Origin of the sequence: Streptomyces azureus (assembly GCF_001270025.1) — a bacterium.
Lineage (GTDB): Bacteria > Actinomycetota > Actinomycetes > Streptomycetales > Streptomycetaceae > Streptomyces > Streptomyces azureus.
Map to the genome: position 1 here is coordinate 1 of NZ_DF968401.1, position 15,178 is coordinate 15,178.

The 15,178-nt window shown below is 71.5% G+C and carries 14 protein-coding genes and 2 pseudogenes; 3 read left to right on the forward strand and 13 right to left on the reverse strand.

What is annotated here, in order from left to right:
- The 7 genes and pseudogenes from AOQ53_RS45000 to AOQ53_RS32940 form a co-directional block, all read right to left on the reverse strand.
- Window positions 1–2,040, reverse strand: a pseudogene (locus AOQ53_RS45000) (nicotinate-nucleotide--dimethylbenzimidazole phosphoribosyltransferase); the annotation flags it as partial.
- Window positions 2,041–2,407: 367 nt separating this feature from the next.
- A complete protein-coding gene (gene cbiE, locus AOQ53_RS32915; protein WP_059422840.1) occupies window positions 2,408–3,622 on the reverse strand; it encodes a precorrin-6y C5,15-methyltransferase (decarboxylating) subunit CbiE in 1,215 nt (404 codons plus the stop codon).
- A gap of 154 nt (window positions 3,623–3,776) precedes the next feature.
- A complete protein-coding gene (locus AOQ53_RS32920; protein WP_059422841.1) occupies window positions 3,777–4,409 on the reverse strand; it encodes a GNAT family N-acetyltransferase in 633 nt (210 codons plus the stop codon).
- 141 nt (window positions 4,410–4,550) lie between these two features.
- A complete protein-coding gene (locus AOQ53_RS32925) occupies window positions 4,551–5,375 on the reverse strand; it encodes a MetQ/NlpA family ABC transporter substrate-binding protein (protein ID WP_059422842.1) in 825 nt (274 codons plus the stop codon).
- Window positions 5,376–5,493: 118 nt separating this feature from the next.
- Entirely contained in the window at window positions 5,494–6,201 is a 708-nt protein-coding gene (locus tag AOQ53_RS32930; protein ID WP_059422846.1) for a methionine ABC transporter permease, read from the reverse strand.
- Window positions 6,198–7,232, reverse strand: a complete 1,035-nt coding sequence (locus AOQ53_RS32935) for a methionine ABC transporter ATP-binding protein (RefSeq protein ID WP_059422847.1) — start codon at window positions 7,230–7,232, stop codon at window positions 6,198–6,200. Before AOQ53_RS32935 ends, AOQ53_RS32930 begins: the two co-directional genes overlap by 4 nt.
- A 386-nt stretch (window positions 7,233–7,618) precedes the next feature.
- Window positions 7,619–8,269, reverse strand: a complete 651-nt coding sequence (locus tag AOQ53_RS32940; protein WP_059422848.1) for an HAD-IA family hydrolase — start codon at window positions 8,267–8,269, stop codon at window positions 7,619–7,621.
- A gap of 69 nt (window positions 8,270–8,338) precedes the next feature.
- Here AOQ53_RS32940 and AOQ53_RS32945 point away from each other — a divergent pair, with 69 nt between their 5' ends.
- The gene (locus tag AOQ53_RS32945; protein ID WP_059422850.1) at window positions 8,339–8,698 is read left to right on the forward strand and encodes a hypothetical protein; all 360 of its coding nucleotides are present in this window, start codon (window positions 8,339–8,341) and stop codon (window positions 8,696–8,698) included.
- Entirely contained in the window at window positions 8,679–9,110 is a 432-nt protein-coding gene (locus AOQ53_RS32950) for a hypothetical protein (RefSeq protein WP_059422852.1), read from the forward strand. The genes AOQ53_RS32945 and AOQ53_RS32950 overlap by 20 nt, the downstream gene beginning before the upstream one ends.
- An 86-nt stretch (window positions 9,111–9,196) precedes the next feature.
- Here AOQ53_RS32950 and AOQ53_RS32955 read toward each other — a convergent pair whose 3' ends face one another.
- From AOQ53_RS32955 to AOQ53_RS32965, 3 genes are all read right to left on the reverse strand, one after another.
- Window positions 9,197–9,694 (reverse strand): GNAT family N-acetyltransferase, encoded by a 498-nt coding sequence (locus tag AOQ53_RS32955; protein ID WP_059422853.1) that lies wholly within the window; start codon window positions 9,692–9,694, stop codon window positions 9,197–9,199.
- Window positions 9,695–9,751: 57 nt separating this feature from the next.
- Window positions 9,752–10,246: an RNA polymerase sigma factor gene (locus AOQ53_RS32960; RefSeq protein WP_059422855.1), complete on the reverse strand. Its 495-nt coding sequence runs from the start codon at window positions 10,244–10,246 to the stop codon at window positions 9,752–9,754.
- An 88-nt stretch (window positions 10,247–10,334) separates the two neighbouring features.
- Window positions 10,335–11,507: a glycerophosphodiester phosphodiesterase gene (locus AOQ53_RS32965; RefSeq protein WP_059422856.1), complete on the reverse strand. Its 1,173-nt coding sequence runs from the start codon at window positions 11,505–11,507 to the stop codon at window positions 10,335–10,337.
- A gap of 403 nt (window positions 11,508–11,910) precedes the next feature.
- Here AOQ53_RS32965 and AOQ53_RS32970 point away from each other — a divergent pair, with 403 nt between their 5' ends.
- A complete protein-coding gene (locus AOQ53_RS32970) occupies window positions 11,911–12,585 on the forward strand; it encodes a lysophospholipid acyltransferase family protein (protein WP_059422858.1) in 675 nt (224 codons plus the stop codon).
- A 356-nt stretch (window positions 12,586–12,941) separates the two neighbouring features.
- On the opposite strand, the pseudogene AOQ53_RS48215 reads toward AOQ53_RS32970, so the two are convergent.
- From AOQ53_RS48215 to AOQ53_RS32980, 3 genes and pseudogenes are all read right to left on the reverse strand, one after another.
- Window positions 12,942–13,043, reverse strand: a pseudogene (locus tag AOQ53_RS48215) (hypothetical protein); the annotation flags it as partial.
- Window positions 13,044–13,050: 7 nt separating this feature from the next.
- Window positions 13,051–14,583: an MFS transporter gene (locus AOQ53_RS32975; protein ID WP_059422860.1), complete on the reverse strand. Its 1,533-nt coding sequence runs from the start codon at window positions 14,581–14,583 to the stop codon at window positions 13,051–13,053.
- Window positions 14,580–15,131 carry a TetR/AcrR family transcriptional regulator gene (locus AOQ53_RS32980; protein ID WP_059422861.1) on the reverse strand — a complete coding sequence of 184 codons (552 nt, stop codon included), beginning with the start codon at window positions 15,129–15,131 and terminating at the stop codon, window positions 14,580–14,582. Before AOQ53_RS32980 ends, AOQ53_RS32975 begins: the two co-directional genes overlap by 4 nt.
- Between the last annotated feature and the right edge of the window lie 47 nt (window positions 15,132–15,178).

The window sequence follows — 15,178 nt, forward strand, 5'->3', positions numbered from 1 at the left end:
GGCCTGGGCCGGTACCGGTGCCTCGGCGGTCGTGTCGGGGGTCGCCTGGGCGGGTTCGGGGGCCTCTGCTGCGGAGTCGACGGACGCCTGGGCAGGCACGGGAACCTCTACTGCCGAGTCGGGTGCGGCCGTCTCGGTGGGCCGAGGAGGCGCCGTCGCGGCAGGGGGCTGGGTCGGTGCGGTTGTCTCCGGTGCTTCGGCGGGCGCCTCGGGGGCGGGTGCTTCGGCGGGCGCTGCGGCCTCGGCGGCCGGAGCGTCGGCTTCCGGGGCGACCGCCTCGGCAACCGGGGCGGGCTTTGCAGGGCCGGGCGCTTCGGGGGCGGCAGCAGCGGTCTGCGGTGCCGTCGTCTCGGGTTCCGGCGCGGCTGCCTCGGCGTCAGTTGCCTCGGGGGCCTGGGCGATCGGCTCGTCAGCTTGTGCTGGCGCGGCGGCCTCGTCGCCACTGGCCTCCGGCTCCTGCGCGACGGACTCGGTCGCGGGCGCGCCCGGTGCGGGAGCCTCGGGGCCAGCCTCCGCTGCCGGAGCCTGTGCAGCGGCGTCGGAGCCCACCGGGGCCGGCGGTTGGGCAACGGCAGGTTCCGCTGTGTCAGCTTCGGGCGGAACTAGGGCAGCATGCTCGGGCGCGGTGGCACCCTCCGGGAACGGGACCGCCTCCGGCGCCGGTGCGGCCTCCGGGACAGGAGCGGATGTCACGCCCTGCTCCGCAGCGGCCGCCGGGGTCTGCTCACCACCGTCGGCGGATCCGTCAGCGGCATCCGGCCCGGGTACCTCGGGAGAACCATCGGCAAGTGCCGGCTCACCGTCCTGACCAGAGCCGTCGACGACCGGCCCCGGCATCTCCCCCGGAACCGATCCCGCAGCGGACACGGCCGCGGCCGCGGCGGGAGTCACCTGACCGGCGTCCGGATCAACGGCCACGTCAGCGGGGTCACCCCCAACGCCCGGGTCCTGCGCGGAAGCGCCCTGCTCCGGCTCGGCGGCCGCCGCATGGTCAGCGGCGGGGTCAACACCCACGGCAGCCGGGTCGCCCTCAACCTCCGCGCCCAGCGCGGAAGCGCCCTGCTCCGGCTCGGCGGCGGCCACCGGCTCACCCTCCGGGCCGACGCCCGCACCAGCCGGTTCGACCGCGACTGCCGCGCCCTGCACGGACTCGGCCGCGGCCACCGGCTCACCCTCCGGACCGACGCCCGCACCAACCGGCTCACCAACAGCCCCGGGCTCGGCGGCGGCCACCTGCTCCCCCGCAGGGCCGACGCCCGCCCCAGCGGGGTCACCCGCGGTCACCGCACCCTGCGCTGGGGCGGTCTGCTCCGGCTCGCCGGTAGCCACCTGGTCACCGGCGGGCTCGCCCGGCGCCGCCGCACTCTGCGCGGGCTGCCCGTCGTGCGCCCGCTGCGCGGCCCCGGCCGGGGCCGTCGCTGCCGCGTGGGCCGGCTCCGGGGCGACGTGAGTTGCGACGGCCTGGGCCGTGCCCGTCGGTGCTGTTGACGGAACAACCGTTTCCGCAGGCGCCGCCCCGGCGCTCACCTGGGCCTGGTGCCCAACCTGCGCGCCCCAGGGCGCGGCGGCCGGCGCGGGCGCCTCCGGGGCGCGCGGGGCGTCGAGGTACTCGGGGCCCGGTGCCGACGCTGCGGCCTGTCGGGCCGGCGCTTCCGCGGGGCCGCGGTCGGCGAGCGAGCGGACCGGGCTGGCGGAGCTGTCGGGAAGGGGCGGGCCGAGGTGCAGCGGTCGGCGCGGGGTGATGGGCGGGATCGGCGGAGGGTCGGGCAGGCGGACGCCGCCGAGGTCGACCGAGCCGCTGTCGCGGCCGGAGAGCTCGTGCGGGCCCGGCTGGTGCACGGCCTCGACGACCGGCTCCGGCGCGGGCGGGGCGACCTCGTTGCCCCAGGCGCCATGGGAGCCCGGCAACAGCAGGTCTTCGTCCTCGGCGGTGTTCTCGGAGAGGTAGGCGTACGCACCGTGCGCGGGGGCGCCCGGCTGTTCCACCATGCCTGCGTTCTCCGGCAGTCCCTCGCCCGGGACCTGGCCGGTGTCGGTCATGCGTACCCCTCGCCCATCGGTTAGTGCTCCTACGACCAGCTCACCCGGAACGGCGCACCGACCGCCCCACAGTGAAGAACGAGCGTGCGTCCCCAGCGGCACGAACGGCCCGCCCGTAAAAGGCGACAAAGCCACTCACTGGCATTGTTGCGGCCGAACCACCGTCACGGCACGTTGATCCGCGACGGTTCCGCTGTGGACTGCGCCACGTTGCGCGTCCTCCGGTTCTGCCGTACCACACTCACCCCAAAACGGGCGGGCTTTCCGGACATTGACCGACGATCTGCCGGACGTCCGCGTGCGGTGCAGCGATCGGCCAGCCTACCGCGCGCGGTACGACAACCCGATCACGGGGACGGCGGCGGGATCAGGCGCTGCGCCGAGGGAGCACCCCGCTGAGCAGGAACGCGACGCTCCGTTCCGTCTCCGTCCAGGCCCGGGTGTCGAGTTCGACGGACTGGAGCAGGGCGCATTCGACGCCGTATCCGTGCTCCGTCAGGTCCCGGCCGACGAGTTCGGCTGCGTCCCGGGTGGCGGCGTGCGTGACGATGCGCTGCGGGCGGCGGTCTGCGACGGCCGAGACGACGGCCGCTCCCCCGCCGGCGACGCGGACGACATCGGGTTCGGGGAGGTTCTCCAGGACGTGCGGGGCGGTGCCGTGCACGATCTGGAGCTGGACGCCCAGGCGGCGGGCGGCCGCGTCGGTGCGGGCGCAGGCCGCCCGGTCGCTGTCGACGGCGATGACGGCGGCGCCGGCGCGCGCGGCCTCGATGGCGAAGGCACCGCTGCCGCAGCCGATGTCCCACACGAGGTCGCCGAGACGGGGTCCGAGGCGGGCGAGTTGGGAGGCGCGCAGCAGTTGGGACTCGCCCTCACCGAGATCACCGCCGTACGCCTCGGCGGGCAGGGACCAGCCGCGTGGTCCGGCGGACGGGTCGCGGCCGGCGATCCAGCCGCCGGTCTCCCCCGCGGTGCCGGCCGGGCCGCCGAGGACGATGACGACGTTGGGGTCGCGCCAGGTGTGGTCGGCGGCCTTTTCGGAGGTGACGACGCTGACCCGCTCGTGTGCGGTGCCGAGTTCCTCGCAGATGACGAAGGAGCGGTGGACTCCTTCGAGGAGCAGGCCGAGTTCGGCGGGGCCGGCGCCGGGTGAGGTGAGGACTGCCACCTTGGTATGGGCGCGGCATACATTCACCGCGCGGCGCAGGGTGCGGCGGTGTGCGACGACCACCTGTGCGTCGTCCCAGGGCATGCCGGCGCGGGCGAAGGCGGCGGCGACGGAGGAGACGGCGGGGACGACCTCCACTTCGAGGCCGAACTCGGGAGCGCGCAGGGTGCGGACGACGCCGAAGAAGCCGGGGTCGCCGTCGGCGAACACGACGGCCGTGCCGCGGTGGGCGGCGATGCGGCGGGCGGCGAGGGCGACGCTGCCGAGGCGGATGCGCTCGGCGCCGGCGGGTACCTCGGGGAGCGCCAGGTGGTGGGCTGCACCCGCCACGAGCGTGGCTGCACCCAGGGCGGCGCGTGCCGCGGCGGTCAGCGGCGAACCGTCCCAGCCGATCACCGTGACCCGGTCGGCCATCGTCGTCAGTCTCCAGGGTTTTCGCAGGTCGTCTGTGTGTCGTGTGATGAGGGGCCCGCAGGCGGGCTCCGTGAGACTACCCGGTGAAGCCGGCGGAGGGGGCGGCGGTGCCGTCGCGCACGGTGTCCGTTCCGGTCGGTTCCGGTCGCCGGAGTCAGTTCCAGTCGCCGAAGGACGTGAAGCCGCCGGGCAGCTGGTCGCCCACGCCTTCGAGGTCCTCGGGGAGCAGGCTCCAGACGATCAGGTCGGTGCGGACCTCGGTCCATTCGCCGTCGTCCGTCCGTGCCCGGGCTATCCAGGCGCCGCGCAGCACTCCCTCGCTGATGCAGCCGATCTTCTGGGCCACCTGCTGGGAGGCGGTGTTGTCGGCCGGGGTGCGCAGTTCCAGGCGCTCGAACTTCTGGTCGTTGAAGAGCCACTGCGCGGTGATGAGCGCCGCCTCGGAGGCGTAGCCCTCGCCGCGGGCCCAGGGGGCGATGACGTAGGAGATCTCGCTGGAGCGGAGCCGCCAGTCGGTGTTGCGGAGGTGGACGATGCCGACGAGGCGCTGGGTGAGGAACTCGGTGACGGCGAAGACGATGCCGCGGCCCTCGGCCCGTTCGGCGGGGGCCAGTTCGGTGATCCAGGAGCGGGCGTCGGCCTCGGTGTAGGGCTGCGGGACGGAGGTCCACGCGGTGACGAGCTCGTCGTTCATCATGTCGGCGAACGACTGGATGTCCGGCTCCTCGAAGGGACGCAGGACCAACCGCTCCGTGCTGATGGAGACGTTGGGAAAGGTGCTCGTCATGCGCCGCTCCGTTACCTTCGGTGAACCTTCAGGGCCTGCTGAACTGCCCAGCATGCAGCATGAAAGCACTGATCCGCACCACGGGGCCCTCCCCCACCGGGTGGGGGCGGGCCCCGTGCGTGACGGGTGCCGGACGTGGGCTCAGAACGAGGCGAGCACGGAGCCGGCGTACTTGTCCTGGATGAACTTCTTCACCTCGGGCGAGGTGAGGAGCTTCGCGAGCTTCTTCACGCGCGGGTCGTCCTCCTGGCCCTTCTTCACGGCGAGGAAGTTGCCGTACGGGTTGTTCTTCGGGGACTCCAGGACGAGGGCGTCCTTCGACGGCTTGAGGTCGGACTCGATGGCGTAGTTGCCGTTGACGACGGCGGCGTCCACGTCGTCGAGGGAGCGCGGCGTCTGGGCCGCCTCCAGCTCCTTGAACTTGAGGTTCTTGGGGTTCTTGGCGATGTCGGACGGGGTCGCCTCATTGCCGACGCCCGCCTTGAGGGTGATGAGCCCGTTGGCGGCGAGGAGCTTGAGGGCGCGGGCCTCGTTGACCGTGTCGTTGGGGACGGCGACGGTCGCACCGCTCTTCAGGTCGTCGGCCTTCTCGACCTTGTGGGAGTACAGGCCGAGCGGCTCCAGATGGACCGTGACGACGGGCACGATGTCGGTGCCGTTCTTCTTGTTGTAGTCGTCGAGATACGGCTTGTTCTGGAAGTAGTTGGCACCGACGGAACCGTCCTGCGTCGCGGGGTTCTGCGAGGTGTAGTCGGTGAACTCCTTGACCTCCAGGTCGAGGCCCTCCTTCTTCGCCAGGTTGTCCTTGACGTAGTTGAGGATCTCGGCGTGCGGGACGGGGCTCGCGGCGACGATCAGCGGTCCGGAGGTGTCGGAGGCGTCCTTGCCCGCTCCGCAGGCGCTGAGCCCGAGGGTGAGGGCTCCGGCGGCGAGGACGGCGGTGGTGATCTTGGCGGTGTTACGCACGAAAAGTGCCTTTCCTTATGGCCTTGCGGGTGGTGCGACCCCTGGAATCAAGGGGTGTCGGCGCGGAGCGCCGTCGTTGAGGGGTGGTGGTCGGGCGACGGGAGGGCGAACGGGGAGTTCAGGAGGCGGCCTTGAGCAGCCGCAGTTTCGGGGCCGGGCCCGAGTGGGCGCCGCGGCGGTGCAGGGAGCGGGCCGCGTAGTCGCCGGCGAACTGGATGACCGAGATGACGACGGCGAGGATCGCGACGGTGATCCACATCATCTGGGTCTCGAAGCGCTGGTAGCCGTAGCGGATGGCGATGTCGCCGAGGCCGCCGGCGCCGACGGTGCCCGCCATCGCGGAGTAGCCGATGAGGGCGACGACCGTGGTCGTGGTGCTGGAGATCAGCGACGGCATGGACTCGGGGACGAGGACCTTGCGGACGACGGTCCAGGTGTTGCCGCCCATGGCCTGCACGGCCTCGACGAGTCCGTGGTCCACTTCGCGGACGGCCGTCTCGACCAGGCGCGCGAAGAACGGGATGGCGCCGACGGCGAGCGGCACGATGGCGGCCTCGCGGCCGATGGTCGTGCCGGTGATCCAACGGGTGAAGGTCATCAGCGCGACCATCAGGATGATGAATGGCAGCGAGCGGGCGATGTTCACGATCTGCCCGATGACCTTGTTGGCGACGACGTTCTGGAGCAGCCCGCCACGGTCGGTCAGGACCAGCAGGATCCCGAGCGGCAGTCCGCCGACGACGGCGATGAGCGTGGACCAGCCGACCATGTAGAGCGTGTCCCAACACGCCTGCTCCAGCAGGGGCTGCATTTCGGACCAGGTCACTTGACACCCTCCTTCACCAGTACGGACTCGTGGCCCGGGATGTCGATCTGGAGGCCCTGTTCGCGCAGGAAGCCGATCGGCACGACGTTGTCCTCGTAACGGCCGGGCAGTTCAATGCGCATCCGGCCGACCTGGAGGCCGCCGACGGTGTCGATGGCCGCGCCGAGGATCGATATGTCGATGTTGTAGGTGCGGGCGAGCTGCGAGATGACGGGCTGGGTCGCGCTCTCGCCCTGGAAGGTGACGTCGACGACGGTGCGGTCCTCGCCGGAGGCCTCGCCGTCGAGCGGGAACAGCGCGGCGGCCAGTTCGGAGCCGGGGGTGGCGAGGAGTTCGCTGACGGTGCCCGACTCGACGATGCGCCCGTTCTCCATGAGCGCGGCCGAGTCGCAGACCGACTTCACGACGTCCATCTCGTGCGTGATGAGCAGGACGGTCAGGCCGAGCTGCCGGTTCAGGTCGCGCAGCAGCGCCAGGATCGAGCGGGTGGTCTCCGGGTCGAGGGCGCTGGTGGCCTCGTCGGACAGCAGGACCTTCGGGTCGCCGGCCAGGGCGCGGGCGATGCCGACGCGCTGCTTCTGGCCACCGGAGAGCTGTGCCGGGTAGGCGCCCGCCTTGTCGGCGAGGCCGACCAGGTCGAGCAACTCCAGCGCCTTGCGGGAGCGTTCCCCGCCGGACTTGCCGAGGATCTCCAGCGGCAGTTCGACGTTGTCCTGGACGGTCCGGGAGGACAGCAGGTTGAAGTGCTGGAAGACCATGCCGATACGGCTGCGCGCCTGCCGCAGTTCCCTTCCGGCGCGCGAGCCGCGGCCGGCCAGGGCGGTGAGGTCCTGTCCGGCGACCGTCACGGTGCCGGAGGTGGGGCGTTCCAGGAGGTTGACGCAGCGGATCAGCGAGGACTTGCCGGCACCGGACTGGCCGATGACGCCGTACACCTCGCCTTCGCGGACGTGCAGGTCGACGCCGTCCAGGGCGGTGACCTCGCGGCCGCGCGAACGGTAGACCTTGGTCAGGTCCGTTGTGGTGATCACGTGGGTTTCCGTCACTGTCGAGTGCGCGGGCGTGGGTGTGCCCGGGCACAGGTGCATTCGTTCAGGGACGCGACACGGTTCTCGCTGGGGCGGGGAACCGGAGAGAACATGTGCGCGGGCGGCTCGGTGTCACGCACGGCTCAGGGCGTGCGGACATGCCGCGGTCTCGCTTCGGGGCGCGAGCTCAGGGGGTGGTGCGGGGGCCCTCTAGAAGGCGCACATTCGACACATACAACGAGCACCGGGCGTCATGGTCGCCTCGGTCGCGGGGATGCGGTCGCTCGTCGTGGTCATGCCGTCAGTAAAACACGCGTACGGTCCTGACCGGCCGCCGCTGTCCGGATGCTGGACAGCGGTGGACAGGGTCCGGACACGACCGGCTCCCGTCAGCCTCGGAGGGAGATCTCCACACCCTGCCCGGTGACCAGTGCGGACAAGGCCGACAGGTTCTCGACCACCAGATCGGCCTGGAGCTCGTCGGCCTGGTGGGTTGTGGCCAACGCCACGGTGGTCATGCCGGCGGCCCGGCCGGCCGCCAGACCTGCGAGTGCGTCCTCGAAGACGACGCACCGGGCGGGGTCGACGCCGAGGGTGCGGGCGGCGAGCAGATAGGGCTCGGGGTCCGGCTTGCCGCGGGTGACGTCGTCGGCGGCGACGAGCGTTTTGGGCAGGATGCCGACGGCGTCGAGCCGGGCCTCGGCCAGCCGCCTGGTGGCGGAGGTGACGACGGCCCAGCGCTCGGCGGGCAGGGCGTCGAGGAAGGCGCGGGTCCCCGGCAGCAGGTGCACACCGCCGTTGGGCACGTCCTCCACCTCAAGGTCCTCGATCCGCGCGACGGCCTCCGGCACCACGTCCGCGGGCAGCAGGTCGGCGGCTATCTCGGCGGCCGGCCGGCCGTGCAGCTCGACCCGGGCGAACGCCTCGGCCGTGAGCCCGTACTCCGTGGCCCACCGCGTCCAACAGCGGTCCACCGAGGCGAGGGAGGAGACCAGGGTTCCGTCGTTGTCGAACAGCAGGGCGTGCGCGTGGATCTTCATGCCCTCGACCCTACGGTGCGGGCCAGGGCCGCAGGCATCGGGCCTTGTCGGCCGTAATAAGGTCGCAGCATGCTTGATGCCCTGACGCTGGTGACCGGCGTCGCCGCGCTGCTGCTCGCCGCCTGGTGCGGCTGGGCCGCCTACCGTGACCAGCCGACGAAGGACTGGCACTTCATCGGGATGGCCGTGGTCACGCTGCTGACGCTGATCCAGCTGGTGGCCGGGATCGTGCTGCTGGCGCGGGGCGAGAAGCCGGAGCAGGGCACGACGATCTTCGTGGCGTATCTGCTGGGGGCGTTCGCGTGCGTCCCGGCGGCGGGGTTCATGTCACTGGCGGAGCGCACCCGGTGGGGTTCGGTGACGGTCGCCGCAGGCGGTGTGGTGCTGGCTGTGCTGGAGGTGCGGCTCTATGACATCTGGGGAGGCTGAGGTGAGCCGGCGGCGGCTGATCAGCGGGCCGGGCACGCTGCTGGTGTGGCTGTACGGCGTGATGGTCGTGGGCGCGGTGTCGCGGTCCGCGTATCAGATCGCGACAGAGTTCGACCGGGCGCCGCTCGCGTACTCGCTGTCGGCCGTCGCGGGTGTGGTCTACGGCTTCATCACGTACTCGTTGGTGCGGGGTGGGGAGACGGCGCGTAAGGCTGCGCTGGCGTGCTGTGTCGCCGAGTTGGTGGGCGTGCTGACGGTGGGGACGTGGACGTTGATCGAGCCGTCGGCGTTTCCTGACGCGACCGTGTGGTCGGACTTCGGGATGGGGTATCTGTTCATCCCGATTCTGTTGCCGGTGTCGGCGATCTACTGGCTGCGGCGGTCGCGTGCGCGACAGGGGGCTGCCGGCTGAGGGGCGTGGGCGTGCGCGGGCCGCGTGTGGCTGGTCTCGCCCACGCGGCGGAGCCGCACATCGATACAGCCCCGCGCCCCTGAGGATCAAGCCGTCGCTGCGTACGTACCGGCCGGCTTCTCCAGGACGATCATCGGGATGCCGTCCGCGCCCTGGGAGGTGCCCACCGTTTCGTAGCCCACCTTGCGGTACAGGCGGAGGTGGCCCTCGCTGCGGTGGCCGGTGTGGAGGCGGAAGCGGGTCGCGCCGTGCTGGTCGGCGAGGGCCGATTCGGCGGCCCGGAGGAGGCGGGCGCCGATGCCGTGGCCCTGGAGGCGGGGGTGGACGCAGAGCTTGCCGATCGCGGCGGCGCCGTCCTCGGTGACCGAGCCGCGGACCGAGCCGACGACCTCCTCGCCGAGCCGGGCCACGAAGACGCAGTCGCGGGCGACCTCCTCGCGGACCGAGTCGAGGGTTTGGACGAGCGGGTCGATGCGGTAGTTGCCGTACAGCGCCGCCTCCGGCTGGAAGCACAGGTATTGCAGCCTGAAGATCTGCTCCGCGTCCTGCTCGGCCGCCGCAGAGATGGTCACGCTCATGCCCATGTGCGCACGCCTCCCGCTCATCTGATCACCTGTCGTTCCTCACTCCTATCCCCGCCCTCAGCGGGCCGCAACCTCCGGTGCGAGCAATCTGCGCAGACATCCCAGACATCTGGAACGTTCCGGGCCAAGACTCCCCTGTGAGATACCCAACTCCCCTGCGATTTCCCGGTATGTCAGGTCCTCAGGAGAGAGCAGGGCCTCCATCAGCCGGGGGCAGCGGCCCGGGAGGCGGCGTACGGCCGCGCGCAGGGCACGGCCGCGGGCTGCGGCGAGGGCGAGCTGTTCGGGGCCGCGGTCGCCGTCGTCGGCAGGTTCGACGCCGTACGGCCGTTCGAGGCGGCTCGTACGGCGGGTCCGGCGCGCTTCCGAGCGGACGGCCCGGCGGAGCCATTCCTGCGGGTCATGCGGCGGACCCTCGGCGTCGAGGCGCTCCAGCAGGCGGAGCCAGACCGCCTGCTCCAGGTCGCCCGGCTCGGCCCCGGCGGCATGTGCCTCCGCGGAGGCCTCGGCGGTGAGCAGCGGGCGCAGGGCGGCGACCAGGTCGTGCGTCATATGCGGAGCGACGCGGCCGCCCGGGCGGCGGGTTGCCCGGGCGGCCGAAGCTCACTCGACCGGGGGGTGTGAGCTCACATGTTGACGCTCAGTTGTCGACGAAGTCCTCCCGGGCCAGCACGCCCGTGTCGGGCTGGTCCGTGAAGACGCCGTCGATACCGGTCGCGAAGTAGGCCTTGTACGCGCCGAACACGTCACCGTAGGCGTCCGCGTCCGCGCCCTTGCGGAAGTTCGCGGGCAGGAAGGGGTTCTCGTTGCGCAGCGTCCACGGGTGCAGGATCAGGCCCACCTTGTGCGCGTCCGCGACGAGCGTCGTGGGCTGCGTGAGGTTGCCCTTGGCGTCACGCGGGACGATCAGGTCGAGGGTCGGGCCGATACCCTGCGCGTAAGAGGCGATCTCCCGCAGGCCGGCCGGCTTGACCAGGTCGGCGACCGTGCGGGGGTCACCCGACTCGACGAAGTCCCAGGGGCGGGTGTCCGCCGAGGACAGCAGGACGACCAAGGGGTTGTCGACGAGCTTGTTGAGGCGCTCGATGCTGGTCGGCTCGAAGGACTGGAGGATGACCGGGGAGGTCCGCCGGTCCTTGCGGTACTTGCGCAGCAGCTTGGCGACCCGCTCCTCCAGGGGGAGGCCCTGCTTGCGGAAGTAGGTGGGGTGCTTGAGCTCGGGATAGATCCACACCTGCTTGCCGCGCTTGCGGGTCTGCTCGTCCTGCCACTTCAGGACCTCTTCGAAGGTGGGGATCTCCCAGCGGCCGTTGTAGAGGGTGTTGTGCGGGCGGTTGGCCGGGATGCGCTCGATCGCCCGCAGGGTCTTCAGCTCCGCGAGCGTGAAGTCCTCGGTGAACCAGCCGGTGGTGGAGACGCCGTCGAGGAGCTTGGTCTTCTTGCGGTCGGCGAACTCGGGGTGGTCGGCGACGTCCGTGGTGCCGCCGATCTCCGGCTCGTGACGGCAGACGAGGTGACCGTCCTTCGTCGGCACCAGGTCGCCCGCCTCGACGATGTCGGCACCCATGTCGAGGGCCAGCTGGTACGAGCCGAACGTGTGCTCCGGGCGGTAGCCGCTGGCCCCGCGGTGGCCGACGATCGTCGGTTTGGGCAGACTCTTCAGCCCGCCCTGCCCGCCGCCATGCCGGGCACTGTCGGCTCTCGCCGTGCCGGTCACGCCGAGGACCGCTCCCCCGGCGCCGAGCACCGCCGCGCCGAGCAGGGCCCGCCGTCCGGTTCCGCTCGTTTCCTCGTTCGGCCTCTGCGTTCCCATGAGTGCCCTCCCTGCCGTCGGCTCGTCAGTGCGGGGCGATCGTACGGGCGCGCACATGACGCGTGGGAGACGCCGGGCGGAACACGCGGGTGACGACGGATGGCGTAGTGGCTGGTGGGCGCAGCGAACTGACGGCTCGTCGACGACTCGCCGAGTTCGTCGCGTCGTGGCGATTCGTTGCGGCGGTACTGGGAACGCGTCCGTTACGCCCGGGGAGCGACGTCCGTCACATATGGCGGCCGGATTACGCATCGTCCACAGCGGGTCACCGCAGGTAAACACGCGTCAACGACGCGTAAGACCTCGGTTAAGTCGCCGTGCCCGATGTGCATGACCCCCGGGACCCCGAGTATCGTCCTCACCTGCACAGACTCATACCGCATCCCCTGACACGGAGGGCCCGTTGTCCCGCTTCGCGCTCATCAAGGCAGTGCTCGGCCCGATCATGCGCCTGATGTTCCGCCCTCAGGTGGAAGGTGCGGAGCACATTCCCGGCGACGGTCCGGTCATCCTGGCCGGCAACCACCTGACGTTCATCGACTCGATGATCCTGCCGCTGGTCTGCGACCGCCAGGTCTTCTTCATCGGCAAGGACGAGTACGTGACCGGGAAGGGCTTCAAGGGCCGGCTGATGGCCTGGTTCTTCACCGGCGTCGGCATGATCCCCGTCGACCGTGACGGTGGCCGGGGCGGGGTCGCCGCGCTGATGACCGGGCGCCGGGTGCTGGAGGAGGGCCGCGTGTTCGGGATCTACCCGGAGGGGACGCGGTCGCCCGACGGGCGTCTGTACCGGGGGCGCACCGGGATCGCCCGGCTCACGCTGATGACGGGGGCGCCGGTGGTGCCGTTCGCGATGATCGGTACGGACAGGCTTCAGCCGGGTGGGGCGGGTCTTCCCCGGCCGGGGAAGGTCACCGTGCGGTTCGGTGAGGCGATGGAGTTCTCCCGGTACGAGGGCATGGACCGGGACCGGTACGTGCTGCGGGCTGTGACCGACTCGGTGATGAGTGAGGTCATGCGGTTGTCCGGGCAGGAGTATGTGGACATGTACGCGAGCAAGGCGAAGGAAGCCGCGTAGTTTTCTGGCTGCGAGTGTGTGAGGGCTCGGCGCTCACTCGGCGGAGCCGTATATGGGCAGAGCCCCGCGCCCCTCGAAAGAAGGCCGCTTCCCTGGAGGGGCGCTTCATTCGGCGGCCCCCGTTGTCCTGCCCGACGCCCGGAGCCGGGAAGGCGACGGCGTGGTGCGCGAACACCTCGTCGGTGGTCCGTTGGAGCGCGATCAGCCGCTCGGGGTGAGGACCCGGCCGGGCGGGGCGGGTCGACGCTCATCCGGTAGAGGATGGCGGGCTCCTCGGACTCGCTGGGCGCGGCGACCTCCACCCTGAGCAGGAAGCGGTCGCGCTGGGCCGCGGGGAGGTGGTAGACGCCCTCGGACTCGATCGGGTTCTGGGTGGCGAGGGCGAAGAAGGGTTCGGGGACGGGGAGCGTGGTGCGGCACCGCCCCGAGCGGCGGCGACCCCAGGCCACAGAACACACTCAAGACCTAGGGGTGTTCCGCCCCGCTCTCCAGCCGCTGCCCCCGCAGCAGGAACCACGCGGCCACCGCCGCCGCCAGCAGGACGGCCGCTCCGGCGCCCGCCGCGAGGGCCAGTCCGTCGACGAAGGACGTACGGGCCGCGTCCAGCATCACGGCGGAGGTGTGCGCGGGCATGCCCGCGGCCGCCTCCACGGCGCCGCCCAGCGACTCGCGCGCCGCGGCCGGAGTGCCCGCCGGGCCGGTGAAGTCGCGGTAGACGCCGGTCACGATGGAGCCGAGCACGGCGATGCCGAGGGCCGCGCCGAGTTCGTACGCCGTCTCGGACACGGCGGACGCGGAACCCGCCTGTTCCTGGGGCACGCTGGAGAGGATCACGTCGGCGGTCACCGTGAACGAGAAACCGGCTCCGACGCCGACCACCAGCAGCGCGGCACCGAGCAGCGGGTAGCCGGTGGACTGGCCGATCACCGTGAGCGCGGCCAGGGCGAGGCCGATCGCCGCGAGTCCCCCGGAGACGACGGCCCGCACCGAGAAACGCCGGGCCGCGCGCCCCGCGACCAGACCGGCCATCACCGCGCCGATCGCAGCGGGCAGTTCCGCCAGACCCGCCTCGAACGGGCGCCTGCCCTGGACGAGTTGCAGGTACTGGGAGAGGAAGAACACCAGCCCGGACAGACCGAGGATGGTCAGCAGGTCGGCCAGCACCGCGCCGCTGAAGCCGCGATTGCGGAACAGCCGCATGTCCAGCAGCGGGGCCGGAAGCGTGAGCTGGCGGCGTACGAATCGGTAGAGGGCGGCCACGCCCAGCAGGCCCGCGGCCAGAGTGCTCCACGCGAAGCCGTGCGTGGCGGCCTCCTTGATCGCGTACACGACACCGACCATGCCGACCAGCGACAACACGACGCTGACCATGTCCCAGGGGCCGGGGTTCGCGGTGCGCGACTCGGGCAGCAGCTTGACGCCGACGAGGACCAGGACAGCCATCACGGGCAGGTTGATCAGGAAGACCGAACCCCACCAGAAGTGCTCCAGCAGGAATCCGCCGACGATCGGGCCGAGGGCCGTGCCCGCGGAGGCGGTGGCGCCCCAGATGCCGACGGCGAGACTGCGTTCGCGCGGGTCGTGGAAGAGGTTGCGGATCAGGGCGAGCGTGGCCGGCATCAGGGTCGCGCCGGCGACGCCGAGCAGCGCCCGCGCCGCGATCAGCATCTCCGGTGTCGTGGCGTAGGCGTTGAACACGGATATCGCGCCGAACGCCGTGGCACCGACCAGCAGGATCCGCTTGCGGCCGATGCGGTCGCCGAGGCTGCCCATGGAGACGAGCAGACCGGCGATGACGAACGAGTAGACGTCGCCGATCCACAACAGCTGCGTGCCGGAGGGCTTCAGGTCCTCGCTGATGTAGGGGGTCGCGAGACCGAGGACGGTCGCGTCGACCGCCACCAGCAGCACGGCGAGGACGAGGACGCCGAGCGCGAGCCAGCGGCCCGGGCGCTTCACCGCCTCGGCCGTCTCAGCCGACTGCAAGGTGCTGGTCATGATTCCTCTCTCCGTAGCGCGCCGCCGAGCAGCAGCTCGACGATCATGTGCTGGAAGTCCTTGGGGGCGCCCTTGCCGCTCTGCACCATCCAGGCGCCGGAGGCCAGCAGGCCGTAGAGCGCCTCGGTGAGCCAGGCCGGCGTGAGGTCGATGCGGAACTCGCCGCTGAGCTGGCCGCGGCGGAACAGGGCGGAGATCCGGTCGTCGATCAGGGTCCAGCCGGGGTTCTGCTCCTCGCCCTCGAACAGCTGGTTCTCGGTGTAGAGGAATCCGAGCAGTCCGGCGGCGGGCTCGATGGCCCCGACCAGCCGGCGTACGGCCTCGCTCGCCGTGTCCTCGTCGAGCCGGGCGGCGTCCAGCGCGGCCTCGCACTCCGCGATGCCCAGCGACTCCAGCGCGCGGACGAGGGCCTCCCGCCCGGCGAAGTGGCGGTGCAGCGTGGCGCGGCTGATCCCGGCGGCCTTGGCGACCTCGTCCATGGTCGCGGTGGATTTGCGGGTCAGCAGGGCCGCGGCGGTGCGCAGCACATGGTCAGGATCGACAGCCATGAGACGACCATACTCCATATGAGACATGAACGTCTCACGCTGGGCAT